At 65.4% G+C, this 23561-nt stretch carries 20 protein-coding genes and 1 tRNA gene; 9 read left to right on the top strand and 12 right to left on the bottom strand.

Annotated features, from left to right (window positions below; all coding sequences use genetic code 11):
• Window positions 1-21: 21 nt before the first annotated feature.
• Window positions 22-1923: a threonine--tRNA ligase gene (thrS, locus tag NOM55_RS08440; RefSeq protein ID WP_255908226.1), complete on the bottom strand. Its 1902-nt coding sequence runs from the start codon at window positions 1921-1923 to the stop codon at window positions 22-24.
• Between the two features lie 184 nt (window positions 1924-2107).
• Window positions 2108-2184 (bottom strand) — tRNA-Val (locus NOM55_RS08435).
• 135 nt (window positions 2185-2319) lie between these two features.
• Here NOM55_RS08435 and tgt point away from each other — a divergent pair.
• From tgt to NOM55_RS08400, 7 genes are all read left to right on the top strand, one after another.
• Complete coding sequence (tgt, locus tag NOM55_RS08430) at window positions 2320-3435, top strand: tRNA guanosine(34) transglycosylase Tgt (RefSeq protein WP_170152169.1); 1116 nt, start codon at window positions 2320-2322, stop codon at window positions 3433-3435.
• 163 nt (window positions 3436-3598) lie between these two features.
• Window positions 3599-3901, top strand: a complete 303-nt coding sequence (gene yajC, locus NOM55_RS08425; protein WP_120811475.1) for a preprotein translocase subunit YajC — start codon at window positions 3599-3601, stop codon at window positions 3899-3901.
• 45 nt (window positions 3902-3946) lie between these two features.
• Window positions 3947-5794, top strand: coding sequence for a protein translocase subunit SecD (gene secD / locus NOM55_RS08420; protein WP_255908225.1), 1848 nt, complete (start codon window positions 3947-3949; stop codon window positions 5792-5794).
• A gap of 12 nt (window positions 5795-5806) precedes the next feature.
• Window positions 5807-6742: a protein translocase subunit SecF gene (gene secF, locus NOM55_RS08415; RefSeq protein ID WP_255908224.1), complete on the top strand. Its 936-nt coding sequence runs from the start codon at window positions 5807-5809 to the stop codon at window positions 6740-6742.
• Between the two features lie 88 nt (window positions 6743-6830).
• Window positions 6831-7469, top strand: a complete 639-nt coding sequence (locus tag NOM55_RS08410; protein ID WP_202902783.1) for a DedA family protein — start codon at window positions 6831-6833, stop codon at window positions 7467-7469.
• 104 nt (window positions 7470-7573) lie between these two features.
• Window positions 7574-9520: a DNA mismatch repair endonuclease MutL gene (gene mutL / locus NOM55_RS08405; protein WP_255908223.1), complete on the top strand. Its 1947-nt coding sequence runs from the start codon at window positions 7574-7576 to the stop codon at window positions 9518-9520.
• A 22-nt stretch (window positions 9521-9542) separates the two neighbouring features.
• Window positions 9543-10706 (top strand): benzoate/H(+) symporter BenE family transporter, encoded by a 1164-nt coding sequence (locus NOM55_RS08400; protein ID WP_255908222.1) that lies wholly within the window; start codon window positions 9543-9545, stop codon window positions 10704-10706.
• Window positions 10707-10840: 134 nt separating this feature from the next.
• On the opposite strand, the gene NOM55_RS08395 is transcribed toward NOM55_RS08400, so the two are convergent.
• From NOM55_RS08395 to NOM55_RS08385, 3 genes are all read right to left on the bottom strand, one after another.
• The gene (locus NOM55_RS08395; RefSeq protein ID WP_255908221.1) at window positions 10841-11599 is read right to left on the bottom strand and encodes an ABC transporter substrate-binding protein; all 759 of its coding nucleotides are present in this window, start codon (window positions 11597-11599) and stop codon (window positions 10841-10843) included.
• A gap of 90 nt (window positions 11600-11689) precedes the next feature.
• Complete coding sequence (locus NOM55_RS08390) at window positions 11690-12403, bottom strand: aspartate/glutamate racemase family protein (protein WP_255908220.1); 714 nt, start codon at window positions 12401-12403, stop codon at window positions 11690-11692.
• A 1-nt stretch (window position 12404) separates the two neighbouring features.
• Entirely contained in the window at window positions 12405-13013 is a 609-nt protein-coding gene (locus NOM55_RS08385; protein ID WP_255908219.1) for a LysE family translocator, read from the bottom strand.
• Between the two features lie 310 nt (window positions 13014-13323).
• Here NOM55_RS08385 and NOM55_RS08380 point away from each other — a divergent pair, with 310 nt between their 5' ends.
• Both NOM55_RS08380 and NOM55_RS08375 read left to right on the top strand, forming a co-directional pair.
• Complete coding sequence (locus NOM55_RS08380) at window positions 13324-14754, top strand: PLP-dependent aminotransferase family protein (protein WP_255908218.1); 1431 nt, start codon at window positions 13324-13326, stop codon at window positions 14752-14754.
• A gap of 72 nt (window positions 14755-14826) precedes the next feature.
• Complete coding sequence (locus NOM55_RS08375; RefSeq protein WP_255908216.1) at window positions 14827-15402, top strand: cold shock domain-containing protein; 576 nt, start codon at window positions 14827-14829, stop codon at window positions 15400-15402.
• Window positions 15403-15490: 88 nt separating this feature from the next.
• On the opposite strand, the gene NOM55_RS08370 is transcribed toward NOM55_RS08375, so the two are convergent.
• From NOM55_RS08370 to NOM55_RS08340, 7 genes are all read right to left on the bottom strand, one after another.
• Complete coding sequence (locus NOM55_RS08370; protein ID WP_255908215.1) at window positions 15491-16975, bottom strand: carboxypeptidase M32; 1485 nt, start codon at window positions 16973-16975, stop codon at window positions 15491-15493.
• A gap of 98 nt (window positions 16976-17073) precedes the next feature.
• Entirely contained in the window at window positions 17074-17724 is a 651-nt protein-coding gene (locus NOM55_RS08365; RefSeq protein WP_255908214.1) for a hypothetical protein, read from the bottom strand.
• Between the two features lie 109 nt (window positions 17725-17833).
• Complete coding sequence (locus tag NOM55_RS08360) at window positions 17834-18889, bottom strand: malate/lactate/ureidoglycolate dehydrogenase (protein ID WP_047967869.1); 1056 nt, start codon at window positions 18887-18889, stop codon at window positions 17834-17836.
• A gap of 181 nt (window positions 18890-19070) precedes the next feature.
• Window positions 19071-20183, bottom strand: a complete 1113-nt coding sequence (ribD, locus tag NOM55_RS08355) for a bifunctional diaminohydroxyphosphoribosylaminopyrimidine deaminase/5-amino-6-(5-phosphoribosylamino)uracil reductase RibD (protein ID WP_255908213.1) — start codon at window positions 20181-20183, stop codon at window positions 19071-19073.
• A 36-nt stretch (window positions 20184-20219) separates the two neighbouring features.
• The gene (gene nrdR / locus NOM55_RS08350) at window positions 20220-20675 is read right to left on the bottom strand and encodes a transcriptional regulator NrdR (RefSeq protein WP_047967867.1); all 456 of its coding nucleotides are present in this window, start codon (window positions 20673-20675) and stop codon (window positions 20220-20222) included.
• Window positions 20676-20839: 164 nt separating this feature from the next.
• Window positions 20840-22087, bottom strand: a complete 1248-nt coding sequence (gene glyA, locus NOM55_RS08345) for a serine hydroxymethyltransferase (protein WP_047967866.1) — start codon at window positions 22085-22087, stop codon at window positions 20840-20842.
• A 189-nt stretch (window positions 22088-22276) separates the two neighbouring features.
• Window positions 22277-23386, bottom strand: coding sequence for a hypothetical protein (locus NOM55_RS08340; protein WP_047967865.1), 1110 nt, complete (start codon window positions 23384-23386; stop codon window positions 22277-22279).
• Window positions 23387-23561: the final 175 nt, after the last annotated feature.

Genomic DNA, 23561 nt, shown 5'->3' with positions numbered 1-23561 from the left:
AGTGATCGTACCCGTAGGCACTCAGACCTGCGCCATCGCGGCTTGCAGGTGGTCGGCAAAGGCTTGCAGAGTCATCTGACCCAGATCCTCGCCGCGAGCACGTACGGCCACCAGCCCGCCCTCTTTTTCCTTGTCGCCGATGACGACCTGGTAAGGGAGCTTCTGCAGGCTGTGCTCGCGGATTTTATAGCCGATCTTTTCGTTTCTCAAGTCAAGATCGACTTTGTAACCCAGTTTACGCAAACTGGTTGCCACATCCGCAGCATAATCGGCCTGTGCGCTGGTGATATTCATCACCACCATCTGCACCGGCGCCAGCCACAGCGGGAAAACACCGGCGTGGTTTTCGATCAGGATACCGATGAAGCGCTCCAGCGAACCCAGAATCGCGCGGTGCAGCATCACCGGACGGGCACGGCCGTTATCCTCGGTGACATACTCGGCGCCGAGACGCTCCGGCAGCACATAGTCCAGCTGCAGGGTACCGCACTGCCAGGAACGGCCCAGCGCGTCCTTGATGTGATACTCGATCTTCGGACCGTAAAACGCGCCCTCGCCCGGCAGCTCTTCCCACTCCACGCCACAGGCGCGCAGCGCCTCGCGCAGACCTTCCTCGGCGCGATCCCAGGTTTCCAGTGTGCCGGCGTACTTTTCCGGACGCAGCGACAGCTTGATCGCCACCTTGTCGAAGCCGAAGCGCTTGTACACCGCCATGGTCAGCTCGTTGAAGGCACGCGCCTCTTCGATGATCTGCTCTTCGGTACAGAAAATGTGGGCATCGTCCTGCACGAAGCCGCGCACACGCATGATGCCGTGCAGCGCGCCGGACGGTTCGTTGCGGTGGCAGGCACCGAATTCGGCCAGGCGCATCGGCAGGTCGCGGTAGGAGCGCAGCCCCTGGTTGAACACCTGCACGTGACCCGGGCAGTTCATCGGTTTCACCGCGTAGTCGCGTTTTTCGGACTCGGTGGTGAACATGCCCTCACGGTAGTTTTCCCAGTGGCCGGACTTTTCCCACAGCACGCGGTCCATCACCATCGGGGTGCGGATTTCCTGGTAGCCGGCCTCGGTCAGCGTCTTGCGCATATACTGTTCGATGCTCTGCCACAGCGCCCAGCCCTTCGGATGCCAGAACACCATGCCCGGCGCCTCGTCCTGCAGGTGGAACAGGTCCAGCTGACGACCCAGCTTGCGATGGTCGCGCTTTTCCGCCTCTTCCAGCATGAACAGGTACTGCTCCAGGTCTTCCTTCTTCTGCCAGGCGGTGCCGTAGATACGCTGCAGCATCTCGTTGTTGCTGTCGCCGCGCCAGTAGGCACCGGCCACCTTCATCAGCTTGAACACCTTCAGCTTGCCGGTGGACGGCACGTGCGGGCCGCGACACAGGTCGGTGAAACCGCCTTCGCGATACAGCGACAGCACCTCGCCCTGCGGAATGGACTCGATGATCTCGGCCTTGTACGCCTCGCCAATGCTCTTGAAGTAGGCAATCGCCTCGTCACGCGGCAGCTCGTAGCGCTCGACCGGGATGTCCTTCTTCGCCAGCTCGGTCATCTTCTTCTCGATCGCCACCAGGTCTTCCGGCGTGAACGGACGCATGTAGGCGAAATCGTAGTAGAAGCCGTTTTCGATCTCCGGCCCGATGGTGACCTGCGCCTCCGGGAACAGCTCTTTCACCGCATACGCCAGCAGGTGGGCGGTGGAGTGGCGGATGATGGACAGGCCGTCCGCGTCTTTCTCGGTGATGATGGCCAGATCAACGTTGGCCGCAATCAGATAGGAAGTGTCAACCAGTTGGCCGTCCACGCGACCAGCCAGCGCCGCGCGCGCAAGACCGGTACCGATGGACGCAGCCACTTCGTGCACCGTTACCGGCTTGTCGAAGGAACGGATGGAACCGTCGGGCAGGCGAATGTCAGGCATAGCAACTCCAGCTTTAAAGTGAAGGTGGACGACAAAAATCCAAAAAAAAAGTGCGGCTTGAGCCGCACTTTTTGGTTTGCTTGGAGTATTCCTTTAATTTTAAAGGCACCCCGTATGGCTCGGTTTTATCGCGAGATACGGGTGGTGGTAGTTCGCTTGAACATTTAATACTCCAAACTGAATTTGGTAGGCACGATCGGATTCGAACCAACGACCCCCACCATGTCAAGGTGGTGCTCTAACCAACTGAGCTACGTGCCTGCAATCAAGGCTGCCGATATTACCAACCGGCGCCGGCAAATGCAAGCCATTTGCGCGTAAAGCTCACACGCCAGCCGCACGCGGGGTGTATACTGCGCGGCTAAATTTCCGATTCCAGCCATTATTATCAAGCACATGCTGAAGTTTACCCTGCACAAGACATCGGGTGGCGCCCGCCGCGGCACCCTGGAACTGAACCATGGCAAAGTCGAGACCCCGGTGTTCCAGCCGGTGGGCACCTACGGCTCGGTGAAGGCGATGAGCCCGCACGAGCTGCACGACATCAAGGCCCAGATCATTCTCGGCAATACCTTCCACCTGTGGCTGCGCCCCGGCCTCGACATCATCGAGAAGTTCGGCGGCCTGCACCAGTTCATCGGCTGGGACAAGCCCATCCTTACCGACTCCGGCGGTTTCCAGGTATTCAGCCTCGGCGCGCTGAACAAGATCACCGAGGAAGGCGTCACCTTCCAGAGCCCGGTCAACGGCGACAAGCTGTTCCTGTCGCCGGAAAAGTCGATGGAAATCCAGAAGGTGCTCAACTCCGACATCGTGATGATCTTCGACGAGTGCACCCCGGGTCAGGTCGACCACGCCACCGCCGCCAAATCCATGCGCATGAGCCTGCGCTGGGCCGAGCGTTCGCGCCGCGCCTTCGACGAGCTGAAAAACCCCAACGCGCTGTTCGGCATCGTGCAGGGCAACCTGTACAAGGACCTGCGCCAGGAATCGCTGGATGGCCTGATGCAGATCGGTTTTGACGGCATCGCCATCGGCGGCCTGTCGGTGGGTGAGCCGAAGCCGGAAATGTACCGCATGCTGACCGAACTCAAGGACATGCTGCCGGCGGAAAAGCCGCACTACCTGATGGGCGTCGGCACCCCGGAAGACCTGGTGCACGGCGTCGCCAACGGCATCGACATGTTCGACTGCGTGATGCCGACGCGCAATGCGCGCAACGGCTGGCTGTTCACGCAGTGGGGCGACCTGAAGATCAAGAATGCGCGCTACAAGGATGACAAGAAGCCGCTGGACGAGCAGTGCGAGTGCTACGCCTGCCGCCACTTCAGCCGTGCCTACCTGCACCACCTGCACCGCACCGGCGAGATTCTCGGCGCCCGCCTCAACACCATCCACAACCTGCACTACTATCAGGTACTGATGCAGGAGATGCGCGACGCCATCGACGCCGACCAGTTTGAAGACTGGAAAGCCGGCTTCCACGAGCGCCGCGCCCGCGGCGTGAACTGACGCGGCCAACTGCTGTCAGTGTAATGTCGTGCCACGCGCCGTCATGCCGCTTGCAAAAGCGGCATCTCGGCACAATGGTTGGAAATCAGCCGCAGCGTGGCTACAATCGGCCACTTGCACACGTAATACCCGCATTCATCCTAAAACAAGGGAGACTCAATCGATGTTCAATACTTCCGCGGCCGGCGGCCTCGACCTGATGGGCTTTTTGCCCATGATCGTGATTTTCGTTTTGTTCTGGTTCCTGCTGATCCGTCCGCAACAGAAGAAAATGAAAGAACACCAGAAGATGCTGGCCGAAATCAACAAGGGTGACGAAGTGGCAACTCAAGGTGGCATCGTTGGCCGCGTGACCAAGGCTGGTGACCAGTACCTGGCGATCGAGATTGCCAACGGCGTGGAAATCAATGTCCAGCGTGGCGCCGTTGCCGCCAAGCTGGAAAAAGGCACCATCAAGTCCCTGTAATCCCAATGGGCCGCCCTGGCGGCCCTTTTTCCTGTTACCGCCTCCATGAACCGCTTCCCGATCTGGAAATACCTCGTCATTGCGGTAGTACTGATTGTCTCGACAATCTACACCCTGCCCAATTTCTTTGGCGAAACCCCTGCCGTGCAAATCTCCAGCACCCGCCAATCGGCCACCGTCGATACGGCATTGATGGCGCGGGTGGAAACCGTACTGCAGCAACAGGGCATCAAGCCTGCCGGCCTGTTCCTTGACGGCAACAGCCTGAAAGTGCGCTTCAACGATCCCGATACGCAGATCAAGGCGCGCGACATCATCCAGCAAGCGCTGGGCGACACCTACATCATCGCGTTGAACCTGCTGGCGGCATCGCCGGAATGGCTGAGCAAGCTGCATGCCAACCCGATGTTCCTGGGCCTCGACCTGCGCGGCGGCGTGCACTTCCTGCTGGAAGTCGACATGCAGGCGGCCGTGGACAAGACCATGGAACGCTACGCCGGCGACATCCGCCGCGAGCTGAAAACCGCCAAGATCCGCTACGGCGCCATCAAGCGCACCGGCAACACCGCGCTGGAAGTACAGCTGCGTGACCAGGAAACGCTGAACGCCGCCGCCGACAAGCTGGCGAGCAGCCTGCCGTCGCTGACCTTCAGTAGCGACGACCAGCTGTTCCGCCTCAGCCTGGCGCTGAAGCCGGAAGAGATCACCCGCATCCAGAGCGATGCCGTGTCGCAGAACATCACCACCCTGCACAACCGTGTCAACGAGCTGGGCGTTGCCGAACCGGTGATCCAGCAAGCCGGCCCGAGCCGCATCGTGGTGCAGCTGCCGGGGGTGCAGGACACCGCCAAGGCCAAGGATATTCTCGGCCGTACCGCCACGCTGCAGGTGCGCATGGTGGAAGACGATCCGTCGCGCGTGGCCGAAGCGATGGCCGGCAACGTGCCGACCGGCTACGAACTGCTGGACGAAGCCAGCTCGCAGGGCATTCAGAAGATCCTGCTGAAGAAGGATGTCGAGCTGACCGGCGACAACATCAACTCGGCCCAGCCCGGCTTTGACCAGAATGGCGGCGCCTCGGTGGACATCGGTCTGGACAGCACCGGCGCCGAGATTTTCCGCAGCCTGACCGCGGAAAACATCGGCAAGCGCATGGCGATGGTACTGGTCGAGAAGAACAAGAGCGAAGTGGTGACCGCACCGGTAATCCGCAGTGAAATCGGCGGCGGCCGCGTGCAGATCTCCGGCAGCATGAACCCGGCCGAAGCCAACGACGTGGCCCTGCTGCTGCGCGCCGGCTCGCTGGCGGCCCCGATGAACATCATTGAGGAACGCACCATCGGCCCGAGCCTGGGCAAGGAAAACATCGAGAAGGGCTTCAGCGCCACGCTGTGGGGCTTTGCCGCCATCGCCGTGTTCATGGTGCTGTACTACCGCGTGTTCGGCCTGATCTCGGTCGCCTCGCTCGGCGTCAACCTGTTCATGCTGATCGCGCTGCTGTCGATGCTGCAGGCGACGCTGACACTGCCGGGCATCGCCGCGATCGCGCTGACGCTGGGCATGGCCATCGACGCCAACGTGCTGATCAACGAACGCATCCGCGAAGAACTGCGCAACGGCGTGCCGCCGCAGTCGGCGATCCAGGCCGGTTACGCCCACGCCTGGGCCACCATCCTCGACTCGAACGTGACCACGCTGATCGCCGGTATCGCGCTGCTGGTATTCGGCTCCGGCCCGGTACGCGGCTTTGCCGTGGTGCACTGCCTCGGCATCCTGACCTCGATGTTCTCCGCGGTGCTGGTATCGCGCGGCATCGTCAACCTGTGGTACGGCCGTCGCCGCCGCCTGACTGCCGTGTCCATCGGCCAGGTGTGGAAGCCGGAAACCAAGTAAGGATCAAGAAACATGGAGTTTTTCCGCATCAAACGGGACATCCCGTTCATGAGCTACGGCAAGCTCACCACCGCGATCTCGCTGGTGACCTTCATCCTGGCGGTGTTCTTCCTGTTCAGCAAAGGGCTGAACCTGTCGGTGGAATTCACCGGCGGCACGGTGATGGAAGTGCAGTACCAGCAGCCGGCCAACATCGCCGACATCCGCCATCGCGTGGAAACGCTGAAAGTGGGCGAAGTGCAGGTGCAGAGCCTGGGCACCAGCCGCGACGTGCTGATCCGCCTGCCGAACAAGGAAGGCACCAGCTCGGCCAAGCTGTCGGAACAGGTGATGAGCCTGCTCAAGGCTGGGGACGCCGGCGTGCAGCTGCGCAAGGTCGAGTTCGTCGGCCCAAGCGTGGGCGAGGAACTGGTCAGCCACGGCCTGACCGCGATCCTGCTGGTCTGCCTCGGCATCGTGATCTACCTCGCGCTGCGCTTCGAGTGGCGGCTGGCGGTGTCGGCGATCATCGCCAACATGCACGACGTGGTGATCATCATCGGCTGCTTCGCGCTGTTCCAGTGGGAATTCAGCCTGACGGTACTGGCCGGCGTGCTGGCGGTGCTGGGCTACTCGGTCAACGAATCGGTGGTGGTGTTCGACCGGATCCGCGAGAACTTCCGCAAGCCGGGCATGCGCGGTCGCAGCACCGCAGAAGTGATCGACAACGCGATCACCTCCACCATCAGCCGCACCATGATCACCCACGGCTCCACCGAGACGGTGGTGCTGGCGATGCTGGTGTTCGGCGGCCCGGCGCTGCACGGCTTTGCCATGGCGCTGACCATCGGCATCGTGTTCGGCATCTACTCCTCGGTGCTGGTCGCCAGCCCGCTGGCGCTGGCGCTGGGCGTCAAGCGCGAGCACATGATCAAGATCGTGAAGCCGAAAGAAGAAGCGGTGGTCTGACGCATCGCGCCCCGCACCTGAGCAAGGTTGGCCGCAGGCAATGCGGCCAACCTTTTTTGACTTTTACCTGCCCCGAGTCGCCATGGAACTGATCGCTTTTCTGCTCGATTTCATCCTGCACATCGACGTGCACCTGACCCAGCTGGTCGCCAGCTACGGGCCGTGGATCTACCTGATCCTGTTCCTGATCGTGTTCTGCGAAACCGGACTGGTGGTGACGCCGTTCCTGCCCGGTGATTCGCTGCTGTTCGTCGCCGGCGCCCTCGCCGCGATGGGCGAGATGAACGTACAGCTGCTGGTAGTGCTGCTGATCGTGGCCGCCATCCTCGGCGACGGCGTCAACTACGCCATCGGCAAACATGTCGGCATGCGGTTGTTTGCCCGCTTTCCGCGGCTGCTGAAACCGCAATACCTGGACAAGACCCACGCCTTCTACGAGCGCCACGGCGGCAAGACCATCATCTTCGCCCGTTTCGTGCCGATCGTGCGCACCTTCGCCCCCTTCGTCGCCGGCATCGGGCGCATGGATTACCGCCACTTCCTCAGCTACAACGTGATCGGTGCCGTGCTGTGGGTGGCCGGTTTCAGCTACGCCGGCTACTTCTTCGGCAACCTGCCCTTCGTGCGCAAGAACCTGGAATACCTGATCTTCGGCATCATCATCGTGTCGATGCTGCCGGGTATCATCGAAGTGATCCGCCACCGCCGCGCCGCCGGCAAGGCGTGACTTTTTCCTGCCACAGCCAACACGGCAACAAGCCCGCCCCACACGGCTGAGCCGGTCTTGCGGCTGCTTGCCGTGGCTGCTGTGGCAAACAAGGTTTTGACACCATGAAACGCATCCAGAAACTGCCCGACCACCTCGTCAACCAGATCGCCGCCGGCGAGGTGGTGGAGCGGCCGGCGTCGGCACTGAAGGAAATCCTGGAAAACAGCCTCGACGCCGGTGCCGACCGCATCAGCGTCGACCTGGCGCAGGGCGGCATCAAGCTGATCCGCGTCACCGACAACGGTGGCGGCATCGCCGCCGCCGACCTGGCGCTGGCGCTGGACCGCCACGCCACCAGCAAGATCGGCAGCCTCGACGATCTGGAAAACGTCGCCACCCTCGGCTTTCGCGGCGAGGGGCTGGCCAGTGTCGCCTCAGTGTCGCGGCTGACGCTGACCAGCCGCCCGCACGACGCCGAGCACGCGCACCAGATCGTCGCCATCGACGGCACGCTGCATCCGGTGGAGCCGGCTGCGCACGCCCCCGGCACCAGCGTCGAGATCGTCGATCTCTATTTCAACACCCCGGCGCGGCGCAAGTTCCTGAAGAGCGAGAACACCGAGTACGCGCACTGCGAGGCCACCTTCGAGCGCATCGCGCTCGCACATCCCCAGGTCGAATTCATCCTGCGCCACAACGGCAAGGTGGTGTGGCGCCTGCCGCAGCAGAGCCTGGCCGAACGCGTCGGCGCGCTCTTGGGCAAGGACTTCGTCGAGGCCTCGCTACCGGCCGACACCGGCGCCGCCGGCCTGACGCTCACCGGCTTTGTCGCCAGCCCGACCTACTCCAAGGCCAGCCGCGACGCGCAGTACTTCTACGTCAACGGCCGCTTCGTGCGCGACAAGATCGCGCAGCACGCGCTGCGCCAGGCCTACCGCGACGTGCTGCACCACGACCGCCACCCGGCCTACGCGCTGTTCTTCACCCTCGATCCGGCCAACGTCGACGTCAACGTACATCCGACCAAGATCGAGGTGCGCTTCCGCGAAAGCCAGGGCATCCACCAGTTTCTGTTCCACAGCATCCACAAGGCGCTGGCCAGCACCACAGCCGGCGCCAGCCCGGCGGTGACGCTGGACGATGGCCAGCCGGCAGGCAATGACATTGCCGTTGCGGCCAACGTTGGCCGCAACGAAGACACGCTCGCCACCTTCGGCACCGCGGCCGCCGCCTCGCGCGCTGGCGACAGCCCGCAGCGGATGCCGTTCCAGCAGCCACGCTACGAACAGCAGGCAATGCCGCTGCACGTGGCGCGCGAGGCGATCGGCGGCTACCAGCGCCAGTTTGCCGGGCTGCGCGAGGAGGAACGCGGCCTGACACCGGCCGTCACCGACACGCCGGCCGGCAGCACGACGATCGGCAGCACCCTGGCCACGCCGCTGTCTGCGGCCAAGCTTGCCGCCCTGCCCGACGCCAGCGACGGCATCCCGCCGCTCGGTTTTGCGCTAGCGCAGCTGCACGGCGTCTACATCCTCAGCCAGTGCGAGGACGGCCTGATCGTGGTCGACATGCACGCCGCGCACGAGCGCATCGTCTACGAACGGCTGAAAAATGCATTAGAAGAAGACACGATCCCGATGCAGCCCTTGCTGCTGCCGGTGTCGTTCGCCGCCGACCGCTTCGAGGTCGCCACCGCGCACGAACACGGCGCCGAGATGCAGCGCCTCGGCATCGACCTGGCGCCGCTGTCGCCGACGCAGATCGCGGTGCGCGGCGTGCCGGTGTGGCTGCAAGACGGCAACCCGGTGGAGCTGGCGCGCGCGGTGCTGAAGGATGTGCGCGAGATCGGCCTCAGCCAGGTGCTGACCGAACGTCGCAACGAGCTCTTGGCCACCATGGCCTGCCACGGCGCGGTGCGCGCCAACCGCCAGCTGACGCTGACCGAGATGAACGCGCTGCTGCGCGACATGGAGGCCACCGAACGCTCCGGGCAGTGCAATCACGGCCGGCCAACGTGGTCGCGGCTGTCGATGCGCGATCTGGACAATCTTTTCATGCGCGGCCGCTAAGGCGCGCGCTCACGGAGTCCCCATGCTGCAACGTCGCGATCTGCCCGCCCTCAGCGCCGGCTTTGTCACCGTCCTCGTCGGCTACACCAGCTCGGCGGCCATCATCTTCGAGGCGGCACGCAGCGCCGGCGCCAGCCAGGCGATGATCGCCTCGTGGCTGATGGCGCTGGGCATCGCGATGGGCATCACCTGCATCGGGCTGTCGCTACGCTACAAGGTGCCGGTGGTGACCGCGTGGTCGACGCCGGGCGCGGCGCTCCTGATCACCTCGCTCTCCGGCGTCAGCATGCCGGAGGCCATCGGCGCCTTCGTGTTCTCCGCAGCGCTGATCGTGCTCGCCGGCGTCACCGGCTGGTTCGAGAAGGCGCTCAACCGCATCCCGCTGCCGATGGCGGCGGCGATGCTGGCCGGCATCCTGGTCAAGTTCGGCATCAACGTGTTCGGCGCGATGCAGACCCAGCTCGCGCTGGTGCTGGCGATGTTCGTCGCCTACCTGCTGGCCAAGCGCCTGCTGCCGCGCTACGCCATCGTGCTGGTGCTGCTGCTCGGCTGCGCCATCGCCGCGACACAGGGCCTGCTGCAGCTGGGCGAGGTCACGCTGACGCTGGCCACGCCGCTGTGGACCACGCCGCAGTTCAACCCCGGCGTGCTGCTGGGCGTCGGCCTGCCGCTGTTCATGGTCACCATGGCATCGCAGAACATCCCCGGCGTCGCTACCCTGCACGCCAACGGCTACCGGCCGCCGATCTCGGCGCTGATGACCGGCACCGGCGTGGTCAACCTGCTGCTGGCGCCGTTCGGCTGCTTCGCGGTGAATCTGGCGGCGATCACCGCCGCGCTGTGCATGGGCCGCGACGCGCACGAAGATCCGGCGCGGCGCTATCTGGCCAGCGTGGCGGCCGGCGCGTTCTACCTGTTGCTGGGGATTTTCGGCGCCACCGTCGGCGCGCTGTTCGCGGCGTTTCCCAAGGCACTGGTGCTGGCCATCGCCGGGCTGGCGCTGTTCGGCACCATCGCCGGCGGCCTCGCCACCGCAATGAAGGACGACGCGATGCGCGAGCCGGCGCTGATCACCTTCCTGATTACCGCCTCCGGCGTGTCGCTGGCCGGCATCGGCTCCGCGTTCTGGGGGCTGGCGGGCGGCGTGCTGGCGCTGCTGATCCTCAACGCGCGGCGCAAGGCCTGAGCCGCTAGCGCCTCAAGCGCGGGACAGGGCGAACACGGTGGGGGAAACGGTGTTCGCCCGGCGGCACGCCCGCATGCCGAAGCCGTTTGCAACGCCGGATCGCGCCATTGCGACTCATCACAACAAAGCGGTGCTTACGGGCTGGCGGCGACGCTGGCACTGACCTGCGCCAGCGTGCTGCCGAAATGGCGCTGGTAGAAACGATCCAGCTCGCCACTGCCCTTCAGCCGCTGCGCCTCGCCATCCACCGCATCGCGCAACAGCTCGAGGCCGGGGCGGAAGCTGAACGGCTGCGCGACACTGGCCACCACCGGCTGCAGGCGCCGGATCTTGCCATGCAGCGACGGGTCGACATCCTGCAGCGCCACCGCGTCCTCGAAGATCACGTCCACCCGCCCGGCCGCCAGCTGCCGCACCGCGGTGGTGGAGTCGTTGGCCGCCACCCGCTGCCAGTCGCGTTTTGCCGTGATCGCCGGCGGATAGTCGTAGACGTCGACAAAGGCCACCTTGTGCGCGCTGAAATGGCCCAGCCCCGGATAGTGGTGCAGCGGATTGTCGGCACGCACCCAGGCGTTGAGCACCCAGTACACCAGCGGCTGCTGCGTCTGCAGCCAGCCCGGCGGGCTGCCCTCGGCGGTGGCAAAGGCCATGATATCGATGCGCTGCTCCTTCATCAGCCGCAGACAGGAGGCCGGCGCCAGGAACAGGTAGCGGATGCGGTGCCCTTCCGCACGCGCGGCACGGCCCAGCGCGTCCACCGCCAGCCCCACCGGCTGGCCCTGCGCATTCTGGTAGATGAACGGCTGCCACGCCTCGGCGCACAGCGTGAACACCGCGGCCGAGGCCGGGGCGGACAGGGTGAGGGCGGCCAGCGCCAACAGTTTGCGGAACATGCACGACTCCCCGGCAATGGCGACAAGCCTCAAGCCTAACAGCATGCCGCATGGTTGGCCGCACCCACTGGCGGCAAAGCCGGCCTGCGCTCAGCACGCGGCGTTGTCTGGCTGCAACAGCCAGTCGGCGGCCGCCGCGCTATGCAGCGCGGTGGTGTCCAGCAGCGGCAAGGCGGCCTGGCAGCCGTCGAGCAGCATGGCGATCTCGGTGCAGCCGAGTATCACCGCCTCCGCCCCCGCCGCCTGCAGAGCGGCGATGATGTCGAGATAGCGCGCCCGCGACGCCGGCAGAAGGCGGCCCTGGCACAGCTCGTCGAAGATCACGCGATGCACCTCGTCGCGTTCGGCCGCCGTTGGCAGCAGCACCTGCAGCCCGGCCGTCTGCAGCCGCTCACGGTAGAACGCCTGCTCCATGGTGAAACGGGTGCCGAGCAGGCCGACGCGGCCAACCTTGGCCGCAAGCAGCGCGGCAATGGTGGGGTCGGCGATATGCAGCAGCGGGATGCCGGCCCGCTCCGCCACCGGCGCCGCCACCTGGTGCATGGTGTTGCTGCAGATCAGCAGCGCCCCGGCACCAGCTTGCGCCAGACCACGGCCGGCCTCGCCCAGCAGCTCGGCGGCCTGCGCCCACTCGCCGTGGCTCTGCAGCTCGGCCAGCGGCGCGAAGTCGATGCTGTGCAGCAGCAGCGGTGCCGAGTGCAGCCCGCCGCGCGCGTCGCGCACCCGGCGATTGATCTGCGCGTAGTAGTGCGCGGTCGATTCCCAGCTCATGCCGCCCAGCAGGCCCAGCAGTTTTCCACTCATGTCACAGCACCCCGGCCAGTTGCAATTCGTCGTACAGCAGGTACAGCGCGGTCAACGCCATCAACAAGGCCATGATGCCATTGAACCAGCGCCGCGCCGCCGCTTGCGACAGATGGCGGCGCAAGGCCTCGCCCAGCCCGGCCCAGACGCAGATGCACGGGAAGTTGATCAGCGCACAGGCCAGCGCCAGCAGCATGGCGTGCGACAGCTGCGCCTGCAGCGGCAAGAACAGCAAGGCGGTGTTGATCACCATCACCCACGCCTTGGGATTCACCCACTGGAAGGCGGCGGCGCCGATGAAACCCATCGGCCGCACCAGCTGTTTCGCCTGCGGCTCGCCCGCCAGCCACACCTGCCACGACAGCCACAACAGGTAACTGCAGCCGGCCAGCGTCAGCAAGAGGCGCCAGTCGTCCAGCCACGCCATCACCCAGCCCAGCAGCAGCGACACCAGCAACACCTGCACGCCATGGCCGATGCTGATGCCAAGCAGGTGCGGCACGCTGCGGCGAAAGCCGAAGTTGACCCCCGATGCGGCCAACATCAGGTTGTTCGGCCCCGGCGTGATCGACATCAGCGACACATAACTCAATAAAGGCAGACCCAGCATCACACGCTCCCGCAACAAGTAGTAGACCGTTCCATCGTAGCCAACAGCAGTTGCCGGATACAGTGTCAAGAATTTATTATTGTCATGGTGACAGTTGCAGCATACTGGCAACTGTCACCCTCCGTTCTCCCGCCCACTGTCATGCCCGTGTCAGAACCCGTGCAAAGTCTCGCACGCTCACGCGAGACCAGGCAAAAACGACAGGGGAAGCGGAATTCAACGGGAGCACGCCGCATGCCGAAGACGTACTCACCGTGTAACGTTCCACAAAGCACAGCAGCCATTGAACAGGTTCTTACGGAAAGCCGCCATGGATAGCAGCACCCTGTACCAGCAACTCGCCGACGACCTGTCCGGCGCCATCAACCTGGGCACCTTGCCGCCCGGCTCGCGCCTGCCCTCGGTGCGCAAGACCGCGCACAGCCGCCAGCTGTCGCTCAATACCGTGGTCGCCGCCTACCGCGTGCTGGAAGACCGCGGCCTGGTCGAGGCGCGGCCGCAGTCCGGCTACTACGTGCGCTCGCGGCTGCCGTCGCCGGCGCGCAGCAGCAGCCAGGCCGCCGGCCCGGCGCAGGGCACCGACGGCGCGGTGCTGGACCTGATCGGCGCCGCGCTGAAGGCGCAGCAGACGCCGGGCTACATCGACATGGCGCTGGCCTGCCCGCGCGGCGGCGACTTCTACCCCGCCGGCAAGCTGGCGCGGCTGATGGGCCAGGTGCTGCGCAAGAACCCCGGCCTGGTCAGCAACTACGCGCTGCCGCCGGGCTCGGAACGGCTGCGCACCCAGATCGCGCGCCGCGGGCTGGAGCTGGGCATGGCGCTGCAGGCCGACAACATCATCCTCACCCACGGCGCGATGGAGGCGCTGAACCTGGCGCTGCGCGCGGTGTGCCGCCCCGGCGACACCGTCGGCATCGAGTCGCCGACCTACTTCAACCTGCTGCCGCTGTTCGCCAGCCTGGGGCTGAAGGCGCTGGAAATCCCCACCGATCCGCAATCCGGGCTGTCGCTGGAGGCGCTGGAGATGCTGCTGGCGGAAAAGCGCCTCAACGCCATCATCGCGATGCCCAACGTGCACAATCCGCTGGGCTGCAGCATGCCCACCGAACACAAGAAAAGGTTGGCCGCACTGGTCAATCGTTACCAGGTGCCGCTGATCGAGGACGCGCTGTACGCCGAGCTGCAGTTCGGCGACGCGCTGCAACCGGCGGTTAAGGCCTACGACAGCGACGGCTGGGTCATCGTCTGCGCCAGCTACACCAAGACGCTGGCGCCGGACTTCCGCGTCGGCTGGATGGAAGGCGGCCGCTTCACCGAGGAACTGCGCAAGCTGAAGTTCGCCACCTCCATCGCCGAGCCGCTGGTGCTGTGCGAGACGCTGGGCGCCTTCCTGGAGTCCGGCGGCTACGACCACCACCTGCGCGCGCTGAAGCGGCGCTACACGCTGCACATCGACAAGGTGCGCGCGCTGATCGCCGACCACTTCCCGGCCGGCACCCGCGCCACCCACCCCAGCGGCGGCTTCCTGATCTGGGTGGAGCTGCCGGACGGCTACGACACGGTGAAGCTGTTCGATCTGGCGATCCAGCAGCGCATCAGCATCTCGCCGGGGCCGCTGTATTCGCCGAGCGGCCGCTACCGCAACGCGTTGCGGGTGTCCTGCTGCCAGCCACTGGACGAGCGCTTTGTCAGCGCGCTGGCACGGGTCGGCGAGCTGGCCGCCAGCTGCGGCAAATCATGACAAAGTAAACACATAAAGCATAAATGACATTAAAATACGGGATTGGCCACCCACCTGACCAGGCACTTTCCCATGCTTTATCACGGCACCATCAGCCGCTGGCACGACGACAAAGGCTTCGGCTTCATCACCCAGGATCACACCAGGGAAGAACTGTTCTTCGACCTCTCCGATTGCCCGCCGGGCGGCGTGCGGCCGCAGGTCGGTTTTGTGGTCTACTTCCAGCGCCAGCAGGCGGCCAACGGCAAGGTGTCGGCCCGCCAGGTGCAGGGCAAGGTGTTCACCGCACCGCCCGCCGCCAGCCCGCCGCTGCCGCCACTCGACTACGTGCTGACGCCGGCCGCGCCGCGTCAGCCCCACAGTCGCGTGCACGGCATCGTGCTGCTGTTGCTGCTCACCGCCGGCGTCGCCGGCTACGCCAGCTATGCCGGCCGCAGCAGCGCGGCACCGGCCAGTCGCGCAATCGACACCACCCGGCCCGCCACCACGCCGGCAGCGGCCACCGCCGGCTTCCGCTGCGACGGTCGCCAGCACTGCTCGCAGATGAATACGCTGCAGGAGGCCGCCTACTTCCTGCAACACTGCCCGGACAACCGGATGGACGGCGACGGCGACAGGCAACCGTGCGAAACGCAATTCGCCAACTGAGCCGGCAGCCACACCACGCCAAAAACACTGCGGCCAACCCTGTCACCAGGGTTGGCCGCAGTCACGTCCCGCTCAGGCGTCTCGCCGCTTACAGGTAGCGCGCTTCCAGATGGGCGCGGAAGTGCGCCGGATTGAGCGCCTCGCCGGTGGCGCGGCGCACCAGTTCGCCGGTTTCCCAGCGGCTGGCCTGCGACCAGATGTTGGCGTCCAGCCAGTCGAACACCGGTGCCAGCTCGCCGGCGGCGATGCGCGCGTCCAGTGCTGGCTCCTGGCGACGGAGGGTGGCGAAATACTGCGCCGCGTACATCGCGCCGAGGGTGTAGCTGGGGAAGTAGCCGAAGCTGCCGTCGGTCCAGTGGATGTCCTGCAGGCAGCCGTCGCGGTAGTTGCCGCGGGTATCGACGCCAAGATAGGCCTGCATCTTTTCATCCCACAGCGCCGGAATGTCTTCCGCCTCGATGTCGCCCTCGATCAACGCGCGCTCGATCTCGAAGCGCAGGATCACGTGCGCCGGATAGGTCAGCTCGTCGGCGTCGACGCGGATATAGCCGGGACGCACGCGGCTGTACATGCGCGCCAGGTTGGCCGCATCGAAGGCATCCTGCTCGCCCAGGTGCTTTTTCACCAGCGGTGCGATCAGCGACAGGAAGGCCGGGCTGCGCCCCAGCTGCATCTCGAATGCCAGGCTCTGGCTTTCGTGGATGCCCATCGAGCGCGCCTGGCCCACCGGCAGCTGCACCAGCGCACGCGGCAGGCGCTGCTCGTAACGGGCGTGGCCGGTTTCGTGCACGATGCCCATCATGCTCTGCATGAAGTCGTCGTCGCGGTAGCGGGTGGTGATGCGCACGTCCTCGGCCACGCCGCCGCAGAACGGGTGTACCGACACGTCCAGCCGCCCGGCGTTGAAGTCGAAACCGAGCAGGCCCATGATCTCGACCCCCAGCGCGCGCTGCCGCTCCACCGCGAACGGCCCCTGCGCCGGGATCAGCGTCTCGCCGGCCTGCTTGTCCATCACTTGGCGGATCAGCCCCGGCAGCCAGCTTTTCACGTCGCCGAAGATGCGCTCCAGCTCGGCACTGCTCATGCCAGGTTCGTACTTGTCCAGCAGCGCGTCGTAGCGCGACTTGCCGCTGGCGTCGGCCAGCAGCTGCGCCTCTTCGCGCGCCAGTTGCACCACCTCGCGGAAATTGGACAGGAAACCGTGCCAGTCATTGCCCTTGCGCTGTTCGCGCCACGCGTGTTCGCAGCGGCTGCCGGCCAGCGACTTGGCCTCCACCAGCCGCGCCGGCAGCAGGTTGGCGCTTTGCCACACGCGGCGCATTTCGCGCAGCGAGGCCTGCTCGGCGTCGGACAGGCTTTCCTGCGCCGCCGCCTGCAAGGCCTGTTGCAGCGCCGGTGCGGTCAGCAGGCCGTGCATCAGCAGCTGCAGCTCGGCCATCGCCGCGCCGCGCGCCTCGTTGCCACCGGGCGGCATCATCGCCGCCTGGTCCCAGCCGGCGATGGCGGCCAGATGCTGGTAGCGGTACAAACGGGTAAAGACGGCAACGGCTTGCTGGTAGGCAGGTGTGGTCATGGCGTGGCTTTCTTGGAATATTATGCCCAATGATGCCAGCACAAGCGGCAGCAATCAATCATCCAGCCACGCGGCGACACATAAAAAGCCCTGACCGCTCAGGCGAGCGTGGCCTTCTTGTGGCGCACGCCGGCGTCGGGAAAGGTCATCCAGTAGTAGAAGAATTCGCGGGAGATGGTGAGGAAGCTGTCGCGCGCGTAGCTGTCGGTGAGGTGCATCAGCATGGCGTCGACCGCGGTGCGGAAACTGTCCGGATGATGCGCCTGGTCGTGCAGCAGGTACAGCAGCGGCTTGATCAGCCCGGCGCGTTCGGCCAGCACTTCGTCGTCGGCGCCCAGCTCGTACAGCTTGCCCAGATAGATGTCGAGCGACGGCGGGAAGCTGGCAAAGTTTTCATCGCTCATGCGCTGCTGCAGGTCGGCGAACGAGGCCAGCACCGGCAGCCGCACGTGGTGGGTGGTAAAGCCGGCGCGGGCATTCATCTGCGCCAGCTGCTGCAGGTCGCCGAGCCAGAAATAGTAGTACTCGCGCGCCGCCGTCATCGCCGCCGGGCGATCGCCGGGCGGGCAGATCGACAGCAGCGCATTGATCGCGCTGCGATAGACATCGCGGTTGCGCGGCTGGCCGCGCAGGATCTGCACCAGCCGGCGCAGGATGTTGCGACGGAACAGCACCACCTCCACCGCCGCACCTTTTTGTTCGAGCAGATTCAGGTACGCGTCCAGCGCCCTGACAGCAATATCACCCACGATGACAACCTCATTTATGACAACGACTGCGCCAGATACAGCACTGGCCTGGTTACCACTGCAGGCAACAAGGCCAGGCGCGCCAAGCATAACGTGTTTTCAGCCGCCACTACTGATCGGCATCAATGACCCCGGCACGCCGGGCCGCCGCCACGATCGCCGCCCACTCATTATCGGAAATTTCCACCCCTGCGGCCAACCTTTGCGCCTCGCGCTGCCGCTCCGGCTCGCCGGCCAGCAGCACTGGCGGCTGCCCGGGCGGCGGCGGCGAGCTGCGGATGTAGGCGGCCATTGCGTCATACTCGGCGCGCAGCCAGTCCAGATCGCTGACCGCCTCCGGATCGATCAGGATCGCGGTCAGGTTGTTGACGATGCCGCCCTCCCGCGCGTTATCCGGCTGCAGCGTGCCGCCGCCGGACAACAGCCCGGCGAGGAACTCGATGGCCGCGACCAGTCCGCCCCCCTTGTGGGCGGCGATCGGGCGCAGCGCACCGCTCGGTGCTTCGTGCAGCGCGGCCGGATCGGCCGTCGGCTGGCCGGCGGCATCCAGCATCACCGCCTCGTCAAAGTGCTGGCCGGCGAGATAGGCCACCCGCGTCTTGCCGTAGGCGACCATGCTGGTGGCGAAATCGAGGATGAACGCCGGCTCGCGATGACCGGCCGGAAACGCGATACACAGCGGATTGGTGCCGAAACGCGGCGCCGAGCCGCCGAACGGCGCCACCAGCGGTTGCGGGAAATCGGTGACGTTGACGAAGAACAGCGCCACCTTGCCGGCGGCGGCGGCCTGTTCGCCGTAGCTGCCGATGCGGCCCATGTGGTGGCTGTTGCGCACCGTCAGCAGCACGATGCCGCTGTGGCCGACGCGCTCGATGGCGGCGTCCATCGCCTCGCGCACCACGCGCTGGCCGTAGCCGCGCTCGCCGTCGAACTGCAGGATGGCGCCGCAATCGTTGAGCAGCCACGCCGGCTGGTTCGGCTGCAGCGTGCCGGCGGCGACGCTGTCGACGTAAAACGGCAGCATGCCGACACCGTGGCTGTCGTGCCCCTTGAGGTTGGCCGCGAGCAGGTGGTCGGCCACCACGCTGGCCTCGTCGGCGGTGGAACCCAGTGCGCACAGGGTGGCGTGCGCCAGGCGATGAAGTCGCTCGGCCGGAATCAGCATGGCATACCTTGTCGGAAGAAAATGGATTGCAACTGCATCACGCGTTTAGAACCTGTTCAAGGTCTCGCCCGCTCACGCGAGACAAGGCAACAACGACGGCGGAGGCGGCGTTTAGCTGGGGAGAAACCAGAACGCCGTATCGCCGCATTGATCTCCGCTGCCGCAGGCATTGAACCGCTACTCAGCGCGGCGGAAAAGTGAGGGTAACCCTGATATCGCGCCCGACCAGGCGCAGGTCGCGCACCGCCAGCGGCACCTTGTCGTCGAGCGAGGTCAGCGCCGGCCAGGCAAACAGCCCGCGCGCGGCGTCGCCGGCCAGATACGGCGCCAGGTACAGCACTGCCTCGTCCACCAGCCCGGCGGCGACCAGCGCGCCGTTCAGGCCGGCGCCCGCCTCCACCATCAGCTCGTTGATGCCGTCGGCAGCCAGCGTTTGCAACAGCTGCGCCAGATCGACGCGGCCATCGTCCGCCGCGCACGGCAGCAGCCTGACGCCGCGCGCGAGATACGGCGCGTGACGGACCGCATCGCTCACCGCCGTCGCCAGCCAGGTCGGCGCCACGGCGGTATCGTAGATCGCGGCGCTTGCCGGCGTCTGCAGCGTGCTGTCCACCACCACCCGCAGCGGCTGGCGCACGCACGCCACCTCGCGCACCGTCAGCTGCGGATTGTCGGCCAGCACCGTACCGCTGCCGGTGAGGATGGCACAGTTGGCCGCACGTAGCCGGTGCACGTCGCGGCGCGCGTCGGCGCCGGTAATCCACTGGCTGACGCCATTGAGCAGCGCGGTCTTGCCGTCCAGCGTCGCCGCGCCCTTCAGCGTCACGAACGGGCGCTGCCGCGTCACCCGCGACAGAAAACCGCGATGCACGCGCTCGGCCTCGGCCTGCAGGCAGCCGGCGGCGGCGGGGATGCCCACGGCGTTCAGCATGGCGATGCCACGACCGGCGACCTCGTGATAGGGATCGACCATCGCCGCGACCACCCGGCCCAGCTTTTCCGCGATCAGCCGCCCGGCGCACGGCGGGGTGCGGCCGTGGTGGCTACACGGCTCCAGCGTGACGTAGGCGGTGGCGCCGGCCGGCGTCAGGCCGCGCGCATAGCAGTCCTTGATCGCCTGGATCTCGGCGTGGTCCGAGCCCACCACCAGCGTGGCGCCCTCGCCGATGATCTGCCCGTCGCGCACCAGCACGCAGCCGACGCCGGGATTGGGCGCCGCGCGGCGGGTGGCGGCCTCGGCCAAGCGCAGCGCCTGCTGCATGTAGTGGTGATCGTCGGCAGTAAATATGCTCATCGGCAATTCCATCGCGATGGGGACTGGCGGCGACACTCAGTCGCGCTTCTGGATTTCCTTGATCGCGTCGCTGAACTCGGCGATGTCCTGGAAGCTCTTGTACACCGAGGCAAAGCGCACGTAGGCGACCTTGTCCAGCCTAGCCAGCTCGTTCATCACCATCTCGCCGATCTGGCGGCTGGACACCTCGCGCTCGCCCAGTTGCAGCAGGCGCTGGCAGAGACGGTCGATGGCGTCGTCGACCAGCGGCGTCGGCACCGGGCGCTTGTGCAGCGCGCGCAGGAAGCTGGTGCGCACGCGCTCGACGTCGAATTCGGCACGGTGGCCGCCGGATTTCACCACCTGCGGCATGCGCACGTCGGCGTTTTCAAAGGTGGTAAAACGCTTTTCACAGCCCATGCAGCGGCGGCGGCGGCGGATGCTGTTGCCGTCGTCGCTGACACGCGAATCAACCACCTGGGTATCGGCACAGCCGCAAAACGGGCATTTCATGGCTTTACAATCCTGCTGGTTTCAATAGCCTGATGTTATCAGCAATCGGCGCTGCCGCGCAGCCCGTGCCGCAGCGCAACAGGCGCAGCCGCGTGCGGCCAACGTTGGCCGCATGAAAAAAGCGGCCCGCAGGCCGCTTTGTCGTCTACCGTCGGGACGGTGACTTACTTCTTGCTGTACACCGGGAAACGGTGGCACAGCTCGGTGGCTTCCTTGGCCACGCGCGCCAGTACCGCTTCGTCGGTCGGGTTGTCCAGCACGTCGGCCACCAGGTTGGCGACGATGCGGGCTTCTTCTTCCTTGAAGCCGCGGGTGGTGATCGCCGGCGAGCCGATACGGATACCGGAAGTCACGAACGGGCTTTCCGGGTCGTTCGGGATCGCGTTCTTGTTGACGGTGATGTGCGCCTTGGTCAGCGCGGCATCGGCCGCCTTGCCGGTCAGGCCCTTGGCACGCAGGTCAACCAGGAACACGTGGCTCTCGGTGCGGCCGGACACGATGCGCAGGCCGCGCTCGGCCAGGGTCTTGGCCATGGCGTCGGCGTTCTTCAGCACCTGTTCCTGATAGGCCTTGAATTCCGGGGTCAGCGCTTCCTTGAACGCCACTGCCTTGCCTGCGATCACGTGCATCAGCGGGCCGCCCTGCAGGGTCGGGAACACGTTGCTGTTCAGCGACTTCTCGAACTCGGCCTTGGCCAGGATCAGGCCGCCACGCGGACCGCGCAGGGTCTTGTGGGTGGTGGAGGTCACGAAGTCGGCGTGCGGTACCGGGTTCGGGTACACACCGGCGGCGATCAGGCCGGCGTAGTGCGCCATGTCGACCATGAAGTAGGCGCCGCATTTCTTGGCGATCTGGCCCATGCGCTCGAAGTCGAAACGCAGTGCGAAGGCGGAAGCGCCGCCGATGATCAGCTTCGGCTTGGTTTCCATCGCTACGCGCTCCATGTCGTCGTAGTCGATTTCTTCGTTCTCGTTCAGGCCGTAGGCCACGATGTTGAACAGCTTGCCGGACAGGTTGGCCGGGCTGCCGTGGGTCAGGTGACCGCCGTGGCCCAGGTTCATGCCCATCACGGTGTCGCCCGGCTTCAGGATGGAGAAGTACACCGCCTGGTTGGCCTGCGAGCCGGAGTGCGGCTGCACGTTGGCGTATTCGGCGCCGAACAGCTGCTTGACGCGATCAATCGCCAGTTGCTCGACGATGTCAACGTGCTCGCAACCGCCGTAGAAGCGCTTGCCCGGGTAGCCTTCGGCATACTTGTTGGTCAGCTGGGAACCCTGGGCTTCCATCACTGCCGGACTGGTGTAGTTCTCGGAGGCGATCAGCTCGATATGGTCTTCCTGGCGCTGGACTTCCGCGCCGATCGCAGCTGCGAGTTCCGGGTCAAACTGGGCAATTTTCAGATCAGCAAACATCGTTGACTCTTCCATCTGGAGGGTTTGAACTAAAAGGCAGTCTTGACGTTTAGCCTGTCGCGCGGCGGCGGCAGGGCAAACGTCAACACTGCAAGGCGGCTATTTTACCTCATCCGGCGCGGCGCCGTGATGAACAAATGGCAGGTTTGGCATGAAAGCGTTTCATGCTGCCCCTGCCATTTCAATGACTTACTGCAGCGTCACCGGCTGCGGCGGCCAGTCGTCGGCGGTGAAGAACAGCGGAATGCCGTCGCGGCTTTCCGGCTGCACCCCGTCCACCACGCGCACGTCGCCGACCTGGCACTCCGCCATCAGCAGGCGGAAGTTGGTCTCGATCTGCGCCACGTCGTCCTGCGCCGCCAGCGGCCACACGAAGCCGCCCCAGTCCTTCTCGTTGCCGGAGGCCGACACGGTGATGTGCAGCTCGCCGTTGTCGTGCGCCGACATGATGGCCACCGGTTCCTGGCCCAGGTCGCGCAGCTGGCGGATCTGGGTGCTGGCAAATACCTGCAACGCCACCTCCAGTCGCGCAAAGTTGGCCGCAACGATGGCCTGCATCAGCGGCATCGGCGGACGCGGGATCGGGAACAGGGTCACGCCCTCGGTCTTCAGTTGCTCGCCGATGAACTTCATCACTGGCACGCCCCAGGCACCGACATTGCCGCCCAGTTTCACCGGTGCCTCGGCACCGTCTTCACGGATGGCCACGCCGAGCAGGTAGCGCAGGAACACGCCCTCGTCCTTGGCCACGATCGGCGCCGCCGGCAACTCCAGCGGCAGGCCGCGTGCGGCGTCCACCAGCTGGCGGGTGTAACGGTAGATCTGGGCGGAATGGATGCCGACCACATTGTCCGGGTGCAGCAGCTTGCCGGACAGGAACACCTCGGCGCCGTCGGCGAACAGGCCGTGCTGGCGGAACAAGGCATTGAGGGTATCGACGTCGGCAATGCGCTCCGGCAGCGTGGCCTTGCCCTTGCTGCCGATCACCAGCACCAGCGGCACGGCGAAGATCACCGCGTGGCGGCCGCTGTCCGGACGCTCGGCGGCATCGCGCAGCGCGTCCCACAGCTCGCGGTAGATCTGCTGCGAGGTCACCATCGCCAGCGCAACGGACAGCGATAACAGTTCTTCGCGTTCCAGCATCTCGACCAGCGCGGCACGCAGCGAGGCACGCCACATGGCACGGTCGTCCTCGCTACGCGCATTCACGATCGATTGCGTGTAGTGGATCAACATATTGGAAGGGGAAGATTCGGGGTACTGACGCGGATCAGGCAACTGCAGGGAAATATCGCTCATCACTGGCAACCGGACAAATCTGGCAAAGACGATATTGTGGCACAGCTTGGCGTGATGCGCCGCATCAAGCGCAGCAAGCAAGCGCTAGATTTTCACTTTCCAACACGCCATGTGTTCAAAGCGCGACAAAATGTTATATTTTTTGCGTTATTGCAGATTGTATACATTGACAGCG

It is taken from the genome of Vogesella sp. AC12 (assembly GCF_024437575.1).
GTDB classification, from domain to species: domain Bacteria; phylum Pseudomonadota; class Gammaproteobacteria; order Burkholderiales; family Chromobacteriaceae; genus Vogesella; species Vogesella indigofera.
The sequence above is the reverse complement of the archived record's forward strand: the minus strand, read 5'-3'. Positions and strand labels throughout refer to the sequence as shown.

Coding starts and splice junctions, on each gene's coding strand:
- mutL (WP_255908223.1), top strand. CDS start 7,574: ATGAAACGCATCCAGAAACTGCCCGACCACCTCGTCAACCAGATCGCC.
- ribD (WP_255908213.1), bottom strand. CDS start 20,183: ATGAGCATATTTACTGCCGACGATCACCACTACATGCAGCAGGCGCTG.
- NOM55_RS08400 (WP_255908222.1), top strand. CDS start 9,543: ATGCTGCAACGTCGCGATCTGCCCGCCCTCAGCGCCGGCTTTGTCACC.
- secF (WP_255908224.1), top strand. CDS start 5,807: ATGGAGTTTTTCCGCATCAAACGGGACATCCCGTTCATGAGCTACGGC.
- nrdR (WP_047967867.1), bottom strand. CDS start 20,675: ATGAAATGCCCGTTTTGCGGCTGTGCCGATACCCAGGTGGTTGATTCG.
- glyA (WP_047967866.1), bottom strand. CDS start 22,087: ATGTTTGCTGATCTGAAAATTGCCCAGTTTGACCCGGAACTCGCAGCT.
- NOM55_RS08375 (WP_255908216.1), top strand. CDS start 14,827: ATGCTTTATCACGGCACCATCAGCCGCTGGCACGACGACAAAGGCTTC.
- NOM55_RS08385 (WP_255908219.1), bottom strand. CDS start 13,013: ATGCTGGGTCTGCCTTTATTGAGTTATGTGTCGCTGATGTCGATCACG.
- yajC (WP_120811475.1), top strand. CDS start 3,599: ATGTTCAATACTTCCGCGGCCGGCGGCCTCGACCTGATGGGCTTTTTG.
- NOM55_RS08380 (WP_255908218.1), top strand. CDS start 13,324: ATGGATAGCAGCACCCTGTACCAGCAACTCGCCGACGACCTGTCCGGC.
- NOM55_RS08395 (WP_255908221.1), bottom strand. CDS start 11,599: ATGTTCCGCAAACTGTTGGCGCTGGCCGCCCTCACCCTGTCCGCCCCG.
- tgt (WP_170152169.1), top strand. CDS start 2,320: ATGCTGAAGTTTACCCTGCACAAGACATCGGGTGGCGCCCGCCGCGGC.
- thrS (WP_255908226.1), bottom strand. CDS start 1,923: ATGCCTGACATTCGCCTGCCCGACGGTTCCATCCGTTCCTTCGACAAG.
- secD (WP_255908225.1), top strand. CDS start 3,947: ATGAACCGCTTCCCGATCTGGAAATACCTCGTCATTGCGGTAGTACTG.
- NOM55_RS08340 (WP_047967865.1), bottom strand. CDS start 23,386: ATGAGCGATATTTCCCTGCAGTTGCCTGATCCGCGTCAGTACCCCGAA.
- NOM55_RS08370 (WP_255908215.1), bottom strand. CDS start 16,975: ATGACCACACCTGCCTACCAGCAAGCCGTTGCCGTCTTTACCCGTTTG.
- NOM55_RS08360 (WP_047967869.1), bottom strand. CDS start 18,889: ATGCTGATTCCGGCCGAGCGACTTCATCGCCTGGCGCACGCCACCCTG.
- NOM55_RS08390 (WP_255908220.1), bottom strand. CDS start 12,403: ATGAGTGGAAAACTGCTGGGCCTGCTGGGCGGCATGAGCTGGGAATCG.